The 16,021-nt window shown below is 39.0% G+C and carries 18 protein-coding genes and 1 tRNA gene; 4 read left to right on the forward strand and 15 right to left on the reverse strand.

Features of this window, described 5'->3' with window-relative positions:
• Nucleotides 1-616 precede the first annotated feature (616 nt).
• Nucleotides 617-1,471, forward strand: coding sequence for a carboxylate/amino acid/amine transporter (locus F8B77_RS01055; RefSeq protein WP_151652955.1), 855 nt, complete (start codon nucleotides 617-619; stop codon nucleotides 1,469-1,471).
• An 83-nt stretch (nucleotides 1,472-1,554) separates the two neighbouring features.
• On the opposite strand, the gene F8B77_RS18025 is transcribed toward F8B77_RS01055, so the two are convergent.
• Entirely contained in the window at nucleotides 1,555-1,689 is a 135-nt protein-coding gene (locus F8B77_RS18025; RefSeq protein ID WP_280114362.1) for a hypothetical protein, read from the reverse strand.
• A gap of 437 nt (nucleotides 1,690-2,126) precedes the next feature.
• Here F8B77_RS18025 and F8B77_RS01060 point away from each other — a divergent pair, with 437 nt between their 5' ends.
• Together F8B77_RS01060 and F8B77_RS01065 are read left to right on the forward strand one after the other, a co-directional pair.
• A complete protein-coding gene (locus F8B77_RS01060; protein ID WP_151652957.1) occupies nucleotides 2,127-3,287 on the forward strand; it encodes an MFS transporter in 1,161 nt (386 codons plus the stop codon).
• Between the two features lie 63 nt (nucleotides 3,288-3,350).
• A complete protein-coding gene (locus tag F8B77_RS01065; RefSeq protein WP_151652959.1) occupies nucleotides 3,351-3,668 on the forward strand; it encodes a hypothetical protein in 318 nt (105 codons plus the stop codon).
• Between the two features lie 65 nt (nucleotides 3,669-3,733).
• Here F8B77_RS01065 and F8B77_RS01070 read toward each other — a convergent pair whose 3' ends face one another.
• The 13 genes from F8B77_RS01070 to F8B77_RS01130 form a co-directional block, all read right to left on the reverse strand.
• Nucleotides 3,734-4,159: a GNAT family N-acetyltransferase gene (locus F8B77_RS01070; RefSeq protein WP_151652961.1), complete on the reverse strand. Its 426-nt coding sequence runs from the start codon at nucleotides 4,157-4,159 to the stop codon at nucleotides 3,734-3,736.
• Nucleotides 4,160-4,213: 54 nt separating this feature from the next.
• Nucleotides 4,214-5,554 carry a GTPase HflX gene (hflX, locus tag F8B77_RS01075; protein WP_151652963.1) on the reverse strand — a complete coding sequence of 447 codons (1,341 nt, stop codon included), beginning with the start codon at nucleotides 5,552-5,554 and terminating at the stop codon, nucleotides 4,214-4,216.
• Nucleotides 5,555-5,712: 158 nt separating this feature from the next.
• On the reverse strand, nucleotides 5,713-6,420 hold the full coding sequence (locus tag F8B77_RS01080; protein WP_167512724.1) for an SDR family oxidoreductase: 708 nt from the start codon (nucleotides 6,418-6,420) through the stop codon (nucleotides 5,713-5,715).
• A 21-nt stretch (nucleotides 6,421-6,441) separates the two neighbouring features.
• Nucleotides 6,442-6,828, reverse strand: coding sequence for a thiol-disulfide oxidoreductase DCC family protein (locus F8B77_RS01085; RefSeq protein ID WP_151652967.1), 387 nt, complete (start codon nucleotides 6,826-6,828; stop codon nucleotides 6,442-6,444).
• A 267-nt stretch (nucleotides 6,829-7,095) separates the two neighbouring features.
• Complete coding sequence (locus tag F8B77_RS01090; protein ID WP_151652969.1) at nucleotides 7,096-7,866, reverse strand: phospholipase A; 771 nt, start codon at nucleotides 7,864-7,866, stop codon at nucleotides 7,096-7,098.
• A 402-nt stretch (nucleotides 7,867-8,268) separates the two neighbouring features.
• A tRNA-Ser gene (locus F8B77_RS01095) sits at nucleotides 8,269-8,356 on the reverse strand.
• Between the two features lie 132 nt (nucleotides 8,357-8,488).
• Nucleotides 8,489-9,709, reverse strand: coding sequence for a tetratricopeptide repeat protein (locus F8B77_RS01100; RefSeq protein ID WP_151652971.1), 1,221 nt, complete (start codon nucleotides 9,707-9,709; stop codon nucleotides 8,489-8,491).
• On the reverse strand, nucleotides 9,706-10,323 hold the full coding sequence (locus F8B77_RS01105) for an energy transducer TonB (RefSeq protein WP_151652973.1): 618 nt from the start codon (nucleotides 10,321-10,323) through the stop codon (nucleotides 9,706-9,708). The genes F8B77_RS01100 and F8B77_RS01105 overlap by 4 nt, the downstream gene beginning before the upstream one ends.
• Nucleotides 10,323-10,727: an ExbD/TolR family protein gene (locus F8B77_RS01110; protein ID WP_151652975.1), complete on the reverse strand. Its 405-nt coding sequence runs from the start codon at nucleotides 10,725-10,727 to the stop codon at nucleotides 10,323-10,325. The genes F8B77_RS01105 and F8B77_RS01110 overlap by 1 nt, the downstream gene beginning before the upstream one ends.
• Complete coding sequence (locus F8B77_RS01115) at nucleotides 10,718-11,254, reverse strand: MotA/TolQ/ExbB proton channel family protein (RefSeq protein WP_151652977.1); 537 nt, start codon at nucleotides 11,252-11,254, stop codon at nucleotides 10,718-10,720. Before F8B77_RS01115 ends, F8B77_RS01110 begins: the two co-directional genes overlap by 10 nt.
• A complete protein-coding gene (locus tag F8B77_RS01120) occupies nucleotides 11,247-12,563 on the reverse strand; it encodes a MotA/TolQ/ExbB proton channel family protein (protein WP_151652979.1) in 1,317 nt (438 codons plus the stop codon). Before F8B77_RS01120 ends, F8B77_RS01115 begins: the two co-directional genes overlap by 8 nt.
• A complete protein-coding gene (locus tag F8B77_RS01125) occupies nucleotides 12,563-13,357 on the reverse strand; it encodes a DUF3450 domain-containing protein (RefSeq protein WP_151652981.1) in 795 nt (264 codons plus the stop codon). Before F8B77_RS01125 ends, F8B77_RS01120 begins: the two co-directional genes overlap by 1 nt.
• Before the next feature lie 126 nt (nucleotides 13,358-13,483).
• Nucleotides 13,484-13,936: an L-alanine exporter AlaE gene (locus F8B77_RS01130; RefSeq protein WP_130043264.1), complete on the reverse strand. Its 453-nt coding sequence runs from the start codon at nucleotides 13,934-13,936 to the stop codon at nucleotides 13,484-13,486.
• 332 nt (nucleotides 13,937-14,268) lie between these two features.
• Here F8B77_RS01130 and F8B77_RS01135 point away from each other — a divergent pair, with 332 nt between their 5' ends.
• Entirely contained in the window at nucleotides 14,269-14,859 is a 591-nt protein-coding gene (locus F8B77_RS01135; protein ID WP_151652983.1) for a UPF0149 family protein, read from the forward strand.
• A gap of 65 nt (nucleotides 14,860-14,924) precedes the next feature.
• On the opposite strand, the gene nadA is transcribed toward F8B77_RS01135, so the two are convergent.
• Nucleotides 14,925-15,974 (reverse strand): quinolinate synthase NadA, encoded by a 1,050-nt coding sequence (gene nadA / locus F8B77_RS01140; RefSeq protein ID WP_151652985.1) that lies wholly within the window; start codon nucleotides 15,972-15,974, stop codon nucleotides 14,925-14,927.
• Between the last annotated feature and the right edge of the window lie 47 nt (nucleotides 15,975-16,021).

Raw genomic sequence — 16,021 nt, forward strand, 5'->3', positions numbered from 1 at the left:
TAGGAAATTCAAACTAAAGTCTATTGTATCTTAATTATTAAAAGTAAAAATGTATCAAGCACTCAATGCATTGGTTTTTCTTTACAAACAAATCTTAGAGCAACCAATTGATATTCGCTTTAAAAAATCAAATAAAGATAGAAAATTGCCGCTAATCTGCAATGAAATATCTCAGTTATTATCACAAGTTTCCCCAGATTTTTTATTATAAGTACAGTTAATGTATGGTTCAGGACTTCCAGTTACAGAGTGCTTACGATTGCGTTAATTAAGATATAGATTTTCAATATTTGGCGCTAAGGATATGACATGGGAAAGGGTATAAACACCGAGTGGTAATATTAGCAAAAGAGCTTGGACACTGTGATGTAAAAACCACACAAAGCTATACTCACGAGCTTCAAAGTGGAGTGAATGGTGTTCGTAGCCCTTTATCCAATTTATAGCCTATTTTTGGGCTTCATTAAAACAAACTAAGCACCACAGACACCTTGTGTTTACATTTAGATAAGAGAACTACAAATAGAGCTATTACACTCTGCTTTTCTTATCTTTTTCTTTACTGATAGTAAACCTCATTTAGAATACTACTATTGGTTTTATTAATGGATTACTCATGTCATATTTACTTTCAATTACCCTTCTTTGGGCTTTTTCATTTAGCTTGATCGGAGTTTACCTCGCAGGACAAGTTGACGCTTGGTTCTCTGTATTAATGCGTATTGGGTTAGCTACTTTGGTTTTTCTTCCTTTTTTACGCCCTAAACAAGTGTCTTTATCCACAGCCCTTAAGCTAATGCTTATTGGTGCTATCCAACTTGGGTTGATGTATGTATTTTATTATCAATCCTTTTTGTACCTTACGGTTCCTGAAGTTTTATTATTCACCGTAATGACGCCTATTTATATCACATTATTAAACGATGCTTTTGAAGCAAAGTTTCACCCTCACTTTATGATAAGTGCTGTGATTGCTACTTTAGGCGCGATTGCCATTCGTTATAACGGCATTGATTCTGGTTTCTTACTTGGGTTTGCGATGGTTCAAGGCGCTAATTTATGTTTTGCGACAGGCCAAGTTTGCTATAAGCGATTAATGAAAGATCAAACCATTGAGCAAAAAACCGTGTTTGGGTTCTTTTTCATCGGTGCCTTAATCGTCGCTACTGTTTGCTACGCTATTTTTGGCAACACAGAAGAGCTACCTACAACAACGACACAGTGGGGCGTACTTATTTATTTGGGAACCATAGCTTCTGGCCTTGGCTACTTCATGTGGAATAAAGGCGCGACCTTGGTTAATGTTGGTGTGTTAGCGGTAATGAATAACTTGCTTATTCCTGCGGGGATCTTAGTAAATATATTGATTTGGAATCGTGATGCCGATATTTTGCGTTTAAGCTTAGGAGGCGGATTGATTCTGATTGCTTTACTCGTCAACCAACAGTTAGAGAAGAAACGTCGTCACTAATCGCGTCTAACTACCCTCAATATTGATTAACAGTGGGTATCGACAATGAGCCGATATCCATTAGTATAAGTAATCGTTATTTCTTACCACAACAAAAAAGAGTGTTCGTAATACCCCACTGCTAAAACTTGAATCCAGAAGCTGCCTCCTATGTTTAAAAAAAAACCACAAAAATGGTGTGCTTCAGTTTGCAAAGCGAGAACACCAATCTGTTCCATAGATGTAAATCCTTAAGCTGTATTTACTCCAACCAACGAAAGAACATAAAACACAATGTCTGAAATAAAAACAGTAGCAACGCCAAGTGCGATGTTCCTTACCGGGAAGAAAAACAAATAATACACTTTAAAAACAACAAAATAGAAACATTAAGGAAATACGAGAGCCAATTTCAGTGTATGAAACAGCAATACATTCGTGTCTGATATATAAGACGTTTTACAAAGTTAGCCAATGCTAAAACGCATTTATTATTCCCATCTCCCCCCCTTTTCATTTATCACATTTTTATATAATCCATTATTTTCTCGTACACCATTTATTGATAAAAAAAATTTATCCTTATCAATAAAATTACTCGTTTTACTCGGGTGCTTATTAGCCTCATAGTCGCGGAAAACCTACTTAATTCTATTACTTTTTCTGAGGCACTGCGGTGAACACAACAACATCAACTCAGTCACAACCTGGTCTATTTATTCCTGTGATTGCACTTTCTTTATTTGCTGTCGCATCAGGCTATTTAATGAGCCTTATTCCATTGATGCTAAGCCAGTATGGAATTGAGGCGAAATACGCCAGTTGGTTAGCCAGTGCATTTTATGCAGGCCTTCTTGTTGGTGCAGGTCTTATTGAACCGTTTGTTGCTCGTCTTGGGCATAAGAACGCTTTTGTATTATTTTTAGCATTACTTGCAACAACTATTGTTATTCTTCCTACCATGCCTGTTGAATGGGTATGGATGACAGCTCGTTTTGTTGCTGGTATTGCGGTTGCAGGCGTGTTTGTTGTTGTTGAGTCTTGGCTATTAATTGGTGATGCAGAAAGCCGTCCAAAACGTCTTGGTTTATACATGGGGGCACTTTACGGTGGTTCATCATTAGGACAGCTAGGTATCGGTTTTATCGGTATTGAAGGTTTACTTCCTTATTATATGATCATCGGTTTAATCATGATGGCTATTGCTTGTTTACTATTTGGTAAAGGCGTACAACCACAAGTAGAACATCATAATGTGTTAAACCTGAAGCAAATTTTAAAACTAAACAAAGCATCAATCATGGGCTGTGTGGTTTCTGGCTTATTGCTTGGTGCGGTATATGGTTTAATGCCTTTAGAATTAAAACATCGAAACATTAACACTACGCAAATTGGTAGTTTAATGGCGCTGATTGTTCTTGGTGGAATGGCGGTTCAACCACTTGTGTCTTACTTATCTAAGCATTTAGGTAAAACATTATTGATGGCGCTATTTTGCATTCTTGGTGTATTCGCTATTGGTTTAACTACGTTAAGCGATAACACTGCGGTACTTGCAACGGCACTGGTTCTTCTTGGTATGGCGGCATTTGCTTTATACCCTATCGCTATCTCTTTGGGTTGCGATACCTTAGATGAGTCATACATTGTATCGGCAACACAAGTGATGTTATTTAGCTACAGTATTGGCTCTGTATGTGGCCCTGTACTGGCAAACACATTGATGAATACTGCTGAAGGCTTAATGAGTTACTTATTTGCAATTTTATTGGCAACCGCTATCTATATGTTACTAGCAAGTATGCGCCAACACCGCCCAATGGTCGCTGGTGAATAAGCGATAGGATTTACGAAGGGTGCGCGTTACAATGCGCACCACAATTGCGAAAGGTAATACACAATGGAAGATGCACAATACGTTGTAGAATGGGGCGAAACCATCACCCTTAATTTTGAAGGTGCCCAACTTGTTTCGGCTTATCATACTTGCCCTGAAGAAGGGGACGAAACTGAGCTTGAGTTTGGTGAGGGTTGGTTCCAAGGGCCTGATGATGAAGAGTATCGCATTGAAATGCAAATGGCGCCTTTCCATCCTTATGATGAAGAGCCTGTCCGCTTAGCAAACATCACCATTAATGGCGAGATTGTGAAAATCTTAGAAATCGCAGAAACAGTCGATGGCGAGTTCTTCATTGAGCCAAGCGACAGTGATTACTAAGTGAATCAAACAAATTTATTAAAAGGCGCATAGTTTAATCACTTTGCGCCTTTTTGTATTTAGGCTTAATTATTTAGCTGTTTTTCCATTGATAAATGTGGAATACCCGCTTCCATAAATTCATCACCATACGGCTGAAAACCCAATTTAGTATAAAAATCGATAGCGTGCTTTTGAGAGCCTAAATAGACACGTGGATAGCCTTTATTTGTTGCTTCATCAATCAATGATAAAACAATTTTAGAGCCCAGTCCTTGTCCTCGAAATGCTTTCAAAATAGCAATACGTCCAATATGCCCATCGTCTAAAATACGCCCTGTTCCCACTGGCTGAGCATTACTATAAACAATTGCGTGTACTGCTGATTCATCTAATCCGTCAAACTCAATGTCAGGATCTATGCTTTGCTCTTGAATAAACACAGTATCACGCACTTCGCGGATCGCTTGTTCATTCTCACCAGTATAATTTACGTTTTTAACCTCAAACATCTTCGTACTCTCAATATTTACTTCGTTCAAAAAAGAAATAAAGTCTAATAAAAATTACTTAGACATTAACTTCTTTAATCTTGCTAGATCAATCGCACTTGAGCGTACCGTTAACTTAATATGCTCATAGTCATATTCTTCTTTAGTGACACTCATGCTTGAGCGGATCTCACCGATTATGCCTTTTGCATCATAAGGAACAATAATCTCTTCTTCGATCATTCCTTGCTCAGAAGCGTTAACAATGTACTTATGCAACTTAGCGACATCAAGTGGATTACGAGTTGATGTCATCATTGCATCTGGAAACTCTTCCATCAATTCTTGTTGTTGCTCTGGTGTCAGTTGATCTGATTTATTTAACACTAATAATTTATCAATGTCGTCAACACCCACTTCAGCAAGTACTTCATGCACAACATCAAGTTGAGATCTAAACGTTGGATCTGACGCATCCACCACATAAAGTAATAATGAAGCATCGTGCGCTTCTGCTAAGGTTGAATGGAAAGACGCCACTAAGTCGTGAGGAAGCTTTTTAATAAATCCAACGGTATCTGATACTAGAATACGAGGCTGAGTCTCAGGATACAGCGCACGTACCGTCGTATCTAGCGTTGCAAACAATTTATTCTCAACCAATACTTCACTGCCTGTTAGTGCACGCATCATTGAAGACTTACCAGCATTGGTATAACCTACTAATGCAACACAAAACAGCTCTGAACGCTGAGCTCGACGACCTTTAAGCTCATCCTGAACACTGGCTAACTCTCGGCGCAACTCAGCTAACTGGTCACGCACTTTACGACGATCAAGTTCTAGCGTTGTTTCACCGGCACCTTTACCCATTTGGCGTTCATTATCACCAATTGAAGATTCTCTCAATCGTGGGGCTACATAGTTTAGGCGAGCCATTTCAACTTGAAGACGAGCGGTACGAGTTCGAGCATGACGACTGAATATCTCGATGATAATACCCGTACGATCATAGACTTGAACACCAAGCTGGTTTTCAACATTTCGCAATTGTGACGGCGTTAAATCGCAATCAAAAACCACCACATCCGCACAACCAAAAGGCAGGTTATCTGACGGAATATCATCTAAATCCATCTCATCAAAGAAATCTTCAGTATCAGAATCATATTCCTCACCTTCACCTTGGTTACCCGTGATATGTGCGATTTCTGCCAGTTTACCGGCACCTAAGACGCTCATCTTTTGTGTGGAGCTTTGATTTTGAGATTGAGTTCCCACTACTTTAAAGCCTAGCGTTGTTACCAAGCGAGCAAGTTCAGCTAAAGAGGCTTTTGCTTCTTCACCTTTAAACTGTGGAGTGCAAATAGAAATGAGCAAAGCATTATTAAGTAACGGTTTTTCAGTTAATTTCATTATTTTATCTTAGAGCACCTAGGTGCAAGCCTGATTTTAGCTAAAGTTAGTCTAATCCTACGCTGTTATGAAGAAGCTTGATAGGTAAATAGAAATTAAATAAACAATAATTGTTTGGTTGCTGAGTGACCGCTGACATAACACCAAAAACTTTACGCTTACCAAGGTAGGCGCTCTCCACTGTAAGTTAAAAATGAACCGCTTTGTTGTTGTGTGCTTGAAGCAATCAACCCAATAAGATCACTAGCAACTTTTTCTGGTGTAAATAATTTACCTTGAGGGACATTAGCTTGAAATGGTTCAGATAAAGGGGTGTCTGTTGTCCCCGGATGAAGAGCTAATACCACACCATCTTTTAGCATTCTCTTCCATTCAATTGACATGGTTTTTATGAACATGTTTAAAGCGGCTTTGGATGCTCTATAGCTATACCATCCACCCAGTTGATTATCTGAGATACTGCCCACTTTGGCGGAAATGACAGCAAACTTAGGTGTGTCTGTCTTTTGGAGTTTTGGCGTAAAATATTTAGCGAGTAGTAATGTGGGTAGTGTGTTAGTCATCATCATTTGTTGAAAAAACACACTATCTAATGCGCTTAAGTTTTTCTCAGGTCCTTTATCTTGTGTATGCAATATACCAACACAATTAATAATCCAATTTATATCATCAAAGTGTTCGCTGAATACTTTCACTTCATCATCTTGGCTAACATTGACTTGATACCACCTCACTCTTTCATGTTGAAATTGTGGTTTGGTTCGGCGATAAGTGGCGTGAATTTGAGCATCTGAATACTGGGTAAGGCACTCTTTTATCATCGCAAAGCCTATACCACCATTTCCTCCGACAATAAGTATGTTCATCATGGCTCCCTAACAAAATTCTTATTTTGAGCAACTGGTTTTACTGCAACGAGAAGACCCCGTTAGCCAATAGGACACTCGATAGCGATTTTTAGCAAAATACAAATAGCACCAATCGGCAAGTACTTTAATTCCCGGCCACCGAAGTGGAGCATAAAGCCAGCCTTTACCCACGAGCTTCCAGGCAAGATACGTTACATCTAACCCGAGGATCAGCTCACCGTTTTGGTTTAATGCATGTAAAATCGTATTTGCAGCCTTTGGGTCAATACTAGGATAGTCAGAAAAGTCTTCACTATAAATATCAATGGTTTTTATCGCATTATTTTGATCTTGTTGCTTAAGTGCATTCATCTCTTTTGCACACAATGGACAAGTTCCATCATAAAAAATGGTCAACTGGTACATATGAACCTCTAATTTTGGATTTACACAAGTTATACGTAAGCAATGACTTTTTAGATCAAGAAGGAATTCATGCTAATCCACTGAGATCGGTTACTTAACCTCCTTAGTTTCAGCATGATCAGCAAAGATGCACTTCTTAATTTCCGTTTAAACGAGTACTAGCTCTGATATGGTTTCTAACCACATTTCGTGGATGGTACACGGATTCCATCAGTACTCTAAGAATCTACCGGTAGAGTAAGATATAAAATTTGATAAAATCAGAGCCTAGAAATCAAACGTAAACCCCACGCCAAAGGCACTTTCATCAAAATCATAATTTGATATCGTAAGGCCGTAGCCTGTTTCTGCTTTCATATACCCCCGTACCCCCTGATAAACGGGGAAATCCCAAGAGAGTCGATAGAAACCGTATTGCCAATCTTTAGTAAAAAAGTTAGCGATAGTTAGCTTCACTTCATTGTCATTTACCGAGATCCAGCCTAGCTCCAACTCACCGTAACCAAGATAGTCAACAATATCTGGGTTGTAGTCTTTATTGCCCACATCTATCCACGGTTTTAAACGCACAAAGCCTGACTCAAAATCCCATTTTGTATCTAAATAAGCGCGGTTCCAGCTAACTTCAACTGTTCCCCCTGCCCCATTAGACTGATGCTCAAAGCCTAATGCAAGTTGCCACTGTTCCATATTCCAGCGGTAGAAAAGTGCAGGATTGTATTGATCATCTCGAAAATATGCCGAGTCATCGTAAGCCTCCCAATTCGAGCGTTGTGTATATGCAATAAAAATCCCATCTCCCTCAAAGGCCATAAGCTTGTATTTCATACTTATTTGAAATTGAATAAATACATCTTTTGCGGCATGACCGTTTGGGTTGAGTGGCGCAAAGCGCTTCTGGTTAACTTTCGACTCGGTATAAAACGGAAGTAAATAATTGTCGCTGTGTGCTGAAAAACGGCTCTCGCTGGCCATGGTTTGAGACACGATTATAAGGAAGAGTACTGAAACACACCCCAGTTTTTTATGCATAAACATTTCTATCCCTTTAAGAAAAATAATCCATTGATATAAATATAGAATAGACTAAATCTGCAATTATTCTTTTTTTATTTCACCGAGCTAAGGCTGGTGATTTCTCTCTTAAAAACATTCACACGCCCTCTGTAAGGCTTCATTATTCTCAAAAGAGAAGGTAGCACTACACATATAAATAAGCATCAATAGTTCCAATGTATATCTTATGGCTTAAGCATAATTTCAACTTAATCAAGTCAAAAAGTGGATAATGAACAGATACGGAACCTAAGTGGCATCACATAAAAAGCGAGGTTTAGCTAGAAAAGATTAGAACGTAGAAGAATAGATAAGAAGATCAGAAAATGAGAATTTTATTTATAGAATCAAAAAGCCCCAGCGAGAAAGCTGGGGCTTTGAATGTGGCGGTGAGTGAGAGATTCGAACTCTCGGTACGTTGCCGTACACACACTTTCCAGGCGTGCTCCTTCAGCCACTCGGACAACTCACCGAATCATTGCTCTTTTCGAGACAACGAGCGCTAATTTAATGATTTACGTCTACATGGTCAAGGAGTTTCTTACATAATCTCAATTGTTTGCTTTATTTTTACACGGCTTGGTTAGCTTGTAATCACAAAGTCTTATTCTTTATGCTTTAAATACTGAATCCAATATTTTACTTCTTCTGATGGATAAGCTTCATTGAGCCGTTTTGCTTGCGCTAAAGCATCATTATAACGAGACAACTTATAATATAAGCGAACCATCATTAAGCGATACTCTGATTCTTTAGTCACTGGCTTTGCCTTCTCTGTACTTATTAAAGCTAATTTGTACTCTTTTTGCTGTTCTTGTAATTTTGCCAGAGACCAATAGTGTTTTTTATTTTTCTGTGCCGCTTGTTGCCATGCTTTTTCTGCGTTAGCCCACTCTTTTGCCATTTGCCAGTATGTCGCTTGCCTTACTAACTCTGGTTCAGTTTTGGTTTTTGGGTACTGGAGAAACATTTCATCCATTATTTGGGCTGCTCGCTCTGGTAATCTATTTTGGCTATAAAGTTGAGATAAGGTTCTAAAATCTTGAGCTTCAAATCGAACCCCCTGCTGCTTTGCCAAGGCATAGTTTACTAAGGCTTTATCTGTTTTTTGTTGCTGCAATTGAGCCGCTATTAATTGTTGCCACCACATTTTATGATTAGGTTCTAGCTCAATTAATCTTTGAGCCGTTTTTTCTGCTGGGCGCCAAAACGATAACTGCAATTCACTGACTAATTGGATCTTGTATTTTTGTATTTTCTCATTGCTATTATTAGGAACAAATTGTCGTATATACGTTAAACAGTTTTTCCATGATTGCTTTTGATAATAAGCATTCGCAACCCTTAGATATATTTCATTTTTATTTGATGCTAACTCGGTACGTTGCTTATCTGATGATGTTGAATACTCAGATACCAACAAATGCTGATAATGCGATATGGCTTTTGAAAATTGATGATCTGAATAATAAATATCTGCCAGCATTTTCTCGGTTTGCCATTGTGACTGTTTATCAAGAGATGCTAGAGATACAGATTTATCTAACTCTGATATCGCTTTTTTCGCTTGCTCATTTTGCCAATAAAAAACACCCAATACCCTCGCTATATAAGCTTGGTCATATTTAGCATTTGGGTTTAATAAAGATAATACATCAATGGCTTCCCCTAGCTTTCCTTCTTGTTGAAGTTGGCTAGCATATTGAATTTTCTTAGCATTATAATGGCTCAGTTCTGCTGCATGTGGCTGCCCAACAATAAGCAACACACTTATAACCATTCCATAATTGGCATAACGAATACATAGGTGAATAAAACGATTCATTGGCTTAATCGATACTCTAACCGTACTGTTTGGCCTGATTGAGTTATCGCCTTTCCTTTGACTAATTTAGGCTGATATTTCCATTGCTTTAATGCTTGAATAGCAGGTCGAACAAACATACGACTAGGCTCTGCTTCAATGCTTTCGATGTCCGTTGGCCTACCTTGTTCATCAATAGTAAATCGCAAAATAACATACCCTTCCATTTTACGTTTTAGTGCTCGTGATGGGTATTTTGGCTCAACTCGGTAGAGTGGCATCGCTTGCTGATTTTGTCCTAAGCCCTCAAATGAAGGTAAAGAAACCGCAACATTCAACCCTATCTCTCCCAACTCTATTGATGGCATTGATGTCTCTTCTGGTGCATTCACCTTTGCAACCTGCGACGACAAACTTGATTGCAACTCGGGCACATTAGGAGTTTTAGGAGGCTCTGGCAATTGACGAATACGACGTTGGCTGTGCGATTCAGGCTCAGCCATCACAACATCAAACTGTAAACGCTCACTTTCTGCAATGGTGTTTTTAGGTTGAATAGTCATCCAAGCCATAAAGCTGAACAAAGCAAGCGTAAGAACTATCGCCAACATAAATGCAAACAGGCTACGAAGCATTATTGTGCTTCCGTCGCTAATGCAATGCCTTCAATTCCCGCCCCTTTCGCGGCATCCATCACTAAGACGACAGTGCCATTATAGGCGTGTTTATCTGCTTGGATCACAAGGTTCGCTTGAGGATTATCCAGATGAAGAGAGGCCAAAACCGCCTCTACTCTTTCCATATCTACACGACGTTTATCGATAAAAACTTGATTATTAGCAGTAATAGCGACAAAGATCCCTACTTCTTTTTGAGCAACAGAGTGAGAGGCTTGAGGACGGTTAACTTCTACTCCTGATTCTCTGACAAACGAACTAGTAACAATGAAAAAAATCAGCATAATAAAGACGATATCTAACATTGAAGTGAGATCTATATTCGCATCTTCTCTGGCTTTTGTTCGACGAATTATGCGCATTCGTCACTCCTTAATGCTTGTTCTAAGTGATATTCATGTCGTGTCATGACTTTTAATAATCTTGCGTGTGCAAATAAACCAACGAGGGCTGCCACCATTCCAGCCATTGTAGGTAAGGTTGCCATAGATATGCCTGATGCCATCAGCTTAGGATCACTGCTGCCCTGTTGAGCCATAATATCAAATACGGAGATCATTCCTGTTACCGTACCTAATAAACCTATCATAGGACATAAACTCACAAATACTTTGATTAAGCTAAGGTGTTGATACAGCTGACTATTGGCTAATTGTAATAACCCTTCTTTATTGGCAAGTGCATACCAAGACGTCCGTTCATTACGGTTTTTCCATTGCATCAACCACTGCTTTTTACGTTTTGGAAAGACAAAAAATAAAAATGAAATCCGTTCAATTACCAGAAAAAACACCATCAAAACCACTAGCATCAACCACCATAGAACAACCCCACCTTGTGACATAAAATCACTGATGGTTGGAAAATAGCGGTTAAATAACTCAAGCATTATTCAGCTCTGCTTTTGCAGCAACCAAACTAACTCCCTGCTTTTCTAAAACGGCATTAATACTGTCAGCACGGCTAGACAGTAAATTATGAGCCAACAACAATGGCATTGCCGCCACTAACCCTAATACGGTTGTTGTTAACGCCATAGAGATCCCACCCGCCATTACCTTTGGATCACCATTACCAAATTGCGTAATCACTTGGAAAGTTTCGATCATCCCAGTAACCGTTCCAAGTAAGCCCAACATAGGGGCTAAAGCCGCTAACAGTTTTAGCATAGATAATCCTTTTTCTAATCCTTGCTGTTCATCCATGATCGTCTCAAGTAAACGCAACTCTAAAGACTCTACTGTTTGCGACTTTTCTTTATCATATACCGATAAAATACGCCCTAATGGGTTATCACTTAGCTTATCTGGGTGTTGCAATTGCTTGGTAATTTGTAACTGTAAACGAAGCAATACCACACCTCGATATATCGCAATAATGAGCCCAATACCTAGTAAACCTAGAATAATTTGCCCAACAATACCTGCTTGTTCAATACGCTGAGTCAGCGTAGGTTGTTCAGCATATTGAGCAAGCAGCGCCCCTCTAGTCACATCGATGAGCATTGAGTTCACTGTAAAATTAGCGGCTGTTGGTGATCCTTCAGGATAACGAAGATACGACTCAGCTTGAGCGTTTGAACGATCCCACTTCATGTAACCTTCATCAGAAAGTAGCCCCATATCACCGATACGAAGCATGGATTCTTCAACAACAGTACCGTCACCTTGAAGCGCTTGTGCATTTACTGGGGCAATACGTTTACTTTGCTCAATGTAAGCCACCATTGTATTGATGTACTGAGATAACACCATTATTGAGGGTAATGCATCAGTATTTATCACCGCTTTTATTGGCTCTATGCTGACCCCTTCACACGGTTGAATAAAAGAGGTCATTACCGTATTTTGGGTCGTTGCTGCTCCCTGACGAACCACACCAAAGACTTCGCCAAGGCTACCTGTTTCAATCTGCAATTGTTTTTCTAAATCAACTAAGGCTTTTTCATTACGGCTGAACGTAGTGCTTAATCTCTCAGTCTCTTTTTCTATCTCTTGAATCGAGCGTTTTAAGACAGATAATTGTTGTTCTAACTCAACACGAGTCTGTTTTATATGTTGAGTACGCAGCTTATCTTGTTTTTGCTGCTCTATTTGATTTGCTTCGGCTTTATTGTCTAGTTGAGAAAGTGCATCAGCATGAATCGGTAATGCAATCACAAACATAAAACATGCAACAAGTAATGAAGAAATACGCATCAGATATTCTCCTTAACTTGCGATTGATTGAGATCAGATACTGAAAGTGGTAAACGTAATAATTGTGGTATTTTATGCTTATTAGCGATATCAAAAGCCACATTCACTTCATCGATTACCTCACTTTCTACTGCATGCCACTTCTGCTTTTCTTGTAGCCAAAGCCAAACGTGTTTTTTATCCGCACTGCGAGAAAATAAGGTAATTCGGCCAATATGCAGCTGTTCAACCACTCTTTTGCTGCCATCTTCTAGGGTAATTTCTTGCTGGTAGGCAGAGATTTTATACCCATAATCCATCTCTATCTGAAACACTTCTAATAACCGACGAAATTTTTCAGCATCACTAATGTCTGCTCGTCCCATTAAAAGCTGAAGTTGGTTAAGGCGCTCTGTTCTAGCCGTAAAACGAATAGGCAAATCCGAATGTAGGATACGATCTAATTCATTAAGCATCTGATACATCAAAGGAACAATACCCTGACGCGTCTCTTCTATTTGAGTGATTTGAATATGGAGTTGCTGCTTCTCATCTTCTTGAGAACGAACAAGTTGAGTCAAATGATCACGATAAACGGTTTGATTAGATAACCTAATGCTGGCTTGTTCAATCTGATTTTGCAGATCTAATATGCGCTGAGCTTCTTTATCTATACCTTGCTGAGCCTTTTGAGAGGATTGATTGGTTTTCGCTTCTATGTCTTGAGCGTGTGACAATGAATTTGCAGACACTGTCGACATCCCCATAAAACCAATTGCGCTATAGGCAAGCATTACTAAAAAATATGTTTTCATTAGTCCGTTAATCTTTATAAATACGCAACTTCAAGAATAACATCTTTAAATCAATATTTTGAATATTCAGAATAAAAAAAGCCAGCAATCAATGCTGGCTCTAAGTGTTAGTTTAAAATCAAAATATTAATGCGCATGAGGCGTATAACCTGGAACTTTAAATGCTTTACGGCATGCATCCAAAAAGTAGCCATAAAACACGCCCATTACACATGAAACAACAACATTACTTGAAACTGCAGTAATGATTTGTTCTGGTGTTGCCCCCACAGCCAATAAAATCATTGCATAAGCTGGTGATTGAAATGTCACATACGCCACTAAATCTGCAATATTCTTCATAAATTTACTCGGCGATATACGAGCACCTTGACGCAACATAAAGTCACGAAATACTCCGTAAGGCCAAGCAATTGCTATGTTAACTGGTATTGAGAGAGTCCTTGATGCTAGTGACTGCTCAAATGTCATCCCTGAAACTAAAATTTCAATAAACATGCCCGTAATAAAACAAAAAACCACCATTGCAAATGTATCCGCCGCTGCATTTCGGATACAAAATGGTCCTTTCTTAGACATTAACTTTCTCTCTCCAACTATAATAAACCAGATTAATAAACTGCCCGACCAATACGTTAGCAGTCGATAGAACTAGCTGGGCATACCTAGCTAGTAATTATCGCTATTTAATCACAATGTTATTAGAATTAGATCTCGAAGTTGAGTCAATGTAGTAAACTTACAACTACTTTTGGATTTGAAATCAGTTTAATTCGCTACTCGTTACATTCCGTAAGTTATTTTCACAAAGAGGCAACTTATGAATATAAGAAGATAAGCATTAATTTCTATTCAGACAATATTAAAAGTTCTTGATACAATAATGAAAACTTGAATGGAATGAGAACATTATGTCTTTATCACTTACGGCAATTCTTTCAAACCCTGAATTAGAAAATAAACTACTTACAGAGGCACAAACACAAGGTTTTATTGCGGCGATGGCTGCGGCTCCAAACCTTATCAATCCTAATGAGTGGTTAGCTTTTTTATGGGGTGGTGAAGAAATATCTCCTTTTACCACAGCAGAAGATTTAGAAGCGTACGCTAATGCTGTAGTTAACCTATGGAATGAGTATCGCGAAGCATTTTTATCTGGTCAGTGGCAATGGCCGGAAGCATGTCAACTTGATGATGAAGAGATTGTAACAGCACAAACTCGTCAATTCTCTGAAGGTTTATTACAAGGTTGGCAGTTAACGCGTGACGATTGGGAAACACTGATGCCAGAAGAAAGCGAAAATAATGCGCTACTTGGTGGTGTATTGCTTTCTATTAGTATGCTATTTGATCCTGAAACCGCATTAGCAACATTAGAAGAGCAAGGCATTGAAGGTTTAGATGAGTTCAGAGAAATCTATAACGCAGTTCCTATGATGCTATCAGGCTTAACCATACGTGGTTTTGAACTTGCAGAAGCTGAAGCAAGTCGCGACGAATAAAAGAAAAGCCAATAACAAAAATGGCGACCAACTTGGTCGCCATTTTTATTTAACTATATAAAGCATTACTTATTTGCGTTTAGTTGCTCTGCAAAATCTAACATGCGATTTAATGGAATAAGTGATTTTAGACGTGTTTCTTCATCAACAAAGATTTCATGTTCTGCACCACCTTCACTGAGAGCCTTCTCAATCGCTACAAGACCGTTCATCGCCATCCACGGACAGTGAGCACAGCTACGGCATGTTGCACCAGCACCGGCTGTTGGTGCTTCTAATAGCTCTTTTTCTGGCACCATTTGCTGCATCTTGAAGAAGATACCTTTGTCAGTTGCCACAATCATTTTCTGTTGCGGTAACTCTTTCGCTGCTTTAATTAACTGACTTGTAGAACCAACCGCATCTGCTAACTCAACCACACTAGCTGGTGACTCTGGATGAACAAGAACAGCCGCATCAGGATTAAGTGCTTTTGCATCTTTTAGTGCTTTTGCTGAGAACTCATCATGAACAATACATTCACCCTGCCATAACAGCATGTCTGCGCCTGTTTTGTTTGCAATGTATGAACCTAAATGACGATCTGGTCCCCAAATGATCTTCTTATCTTCATCATCAAGGTGCTCAACAATTTCTAGTGCGATACTTGATGTTACGACCCAATCAGCACGCGCTTTTACTGCTGCTGAGGTATTAGCATAAACAACAACGGTGTGATCAGGATGAGCATCACAGAACTCTGTGAACTTATCAGCAGGACAACCAAGATCAAGCGAACATTCGGCTTCTAGTGTTGGCATTAAGATTGTTTTTTCAGGTGTTAAAATCTTTGCAGATTCACCCATAAAACGAACACCAGCAATAACTAATGTCTTTGCATCATGGCGATTACCAAATTTAGCCATTTCAAGTGAATCGCCAACAAAGCCGCCTGTCTCTTCTGCTAATGCTTGGATCCCAGGGTCTGTATAATAATGAGCAATTAATACCGCATTTTTATCGCTAAGCAACTGCTTAATTTTCGCGATGTACTGCGTTTTCTCATCGGCGCTTAATTTGATAGGTTTTGGCGGAAAAGGATATAGCGTATCGACGTGGTCTAAAATGTGGCCCATTGCTTAGCTCATTAATATCTTAAAATAATCTTGATATTATACGCCTT

The sequence above is a fragment of the Aliivibrio finisterrensis genome (assembly GCF_008933155.1).
GTDB classification, from domain to species: Bacteria; Pseudomonadota; Gammaproteobacteria; order Enterobacterales; family Vibrionaceae; genus Aliivibrio; species Aliivibrio finisterrensis.

Excerpts from the sequence above, each read along its gene's own strand:
- F8B77_RS01090 (WP_151652969.1), bottom strand. The coding sequence starts at position 7,866 with ATGTTTATGCATAAAAAACTGGGGTGTGTTTCAGTACTCTTCCTTATA.
- F8B77_RS01130 (WP_130043264.1), bottom strand. The coding sequence starts at position 13,936 with ATGTCTAAGAAAGGACCATTTTGTATCCGAAATGCAGCGGCGGATACA.
- nadA (WP_151652985.1), bottom strand. The coding sequence starts at position 15,974 with ATGGGCCACATTTTAGACCACGTCGATACGCTATATCCTTTTCCGCCA.
- F8B77_RS01085 (WP_151652967.1), bottom strand. The coding sequence starts at position 6,828 with ATGTACCAGTTGACCATTTTTTATGATGGAACTTGTCCATTGTGTGCA.
- F8B77_RS01125 (WP_151652981.1), bottom strand. The coding sequence starts at position 13,357 with ATGAAAACATATTTTTTAGTAATGCTTGCCTATAGCGCAATTGGTTTT.
- hflX (WP_151652963.1), bottom strand. The coding sequence starts at position 5,554 with ATGAAATTAACTGAAAAACCGTTACTTAATAATGCTTTGCTCATTTCT.
- F8B77_RS01120 (WP_151652979.1), bottom strand. The coding sequence starts at position 12,563 with ATGCGTATTTCTTCATTACTTGTTGCATGTTTTATGTTTGTGATTGCA.
- F8B77_RS01105 (WP_151652973.1), bottom strand. The coding sequence starts at position 10,323 with ATGCTTCGTAGCCTGTTTGCATTTATGTTGGCGATAGTTCTTACGCTT.
- F8B77_RS01110 (WP_151652975.1), bottom strand. The coding sequence starts at position 10,727 with ATGCGCATAATTCGTCGAACAAAAGCCAGAGAAGATGCGAATATAGAT.
- F8B77_RS01100 (WP_151652971.1), bottom strand. The coding sequence starts at position 9,709 with ATGAATCGTTTTATTCACCTATGTATTCGTTATGCCAATTATGGAATG.
- F8B77_RS01070 (WP_151652961.1), bottom strand. The coding sequence starts at position 4,159 with ATGTTTGAGGTTAAAAACGTAAATTATACTGGTGAGAATGAACAAGCG.
- F8B77_RS01055 (WP_151652955.1), top strand. The coding sequence starts at position 617 with ATGTCATATTTACTTTCAATTACCCTTCTTTGGGCTTTTTCATTTAGC.
- F8B77_RS01080 (WP_167512724.1), bottom strand. The coding sequence starts at position 6,420 with ATGAACATACTTATTGTCGGAGGAAATGGTGGTATAGGCTTTGCGATG.
- F8B77_RS18025 (WP_280114362.1), bottom strand. The coding sequence starts at position 1,689 with ATGGAACAGATTGGTGTTCTCGCTTTGCAAACTGAAGCACACCATTTT.
- F8B77_RS01135 (WP_151652983.1), top strand. The coding sequence starts at position 14,269 with ATGTCTTTATCACTTACGGCAATTCTTTCAAACCCTGAATTAGAAAAT.
- F8B77_RS01115 (WP_151652977.1), bottom strand. The coding sequence starts at position 11,254 with ATGCTTGAGTTATTTAACCGCTATTTTCCAACCATCAGTGATTTTATG.
- F8B77_RS01065 (WP_151652959.1), top strand. The coding sequence starts at position 3,351 with ATGGAAGATGCACAATACGTTGTAGAATGGGGCGAAACCATCACCCTT.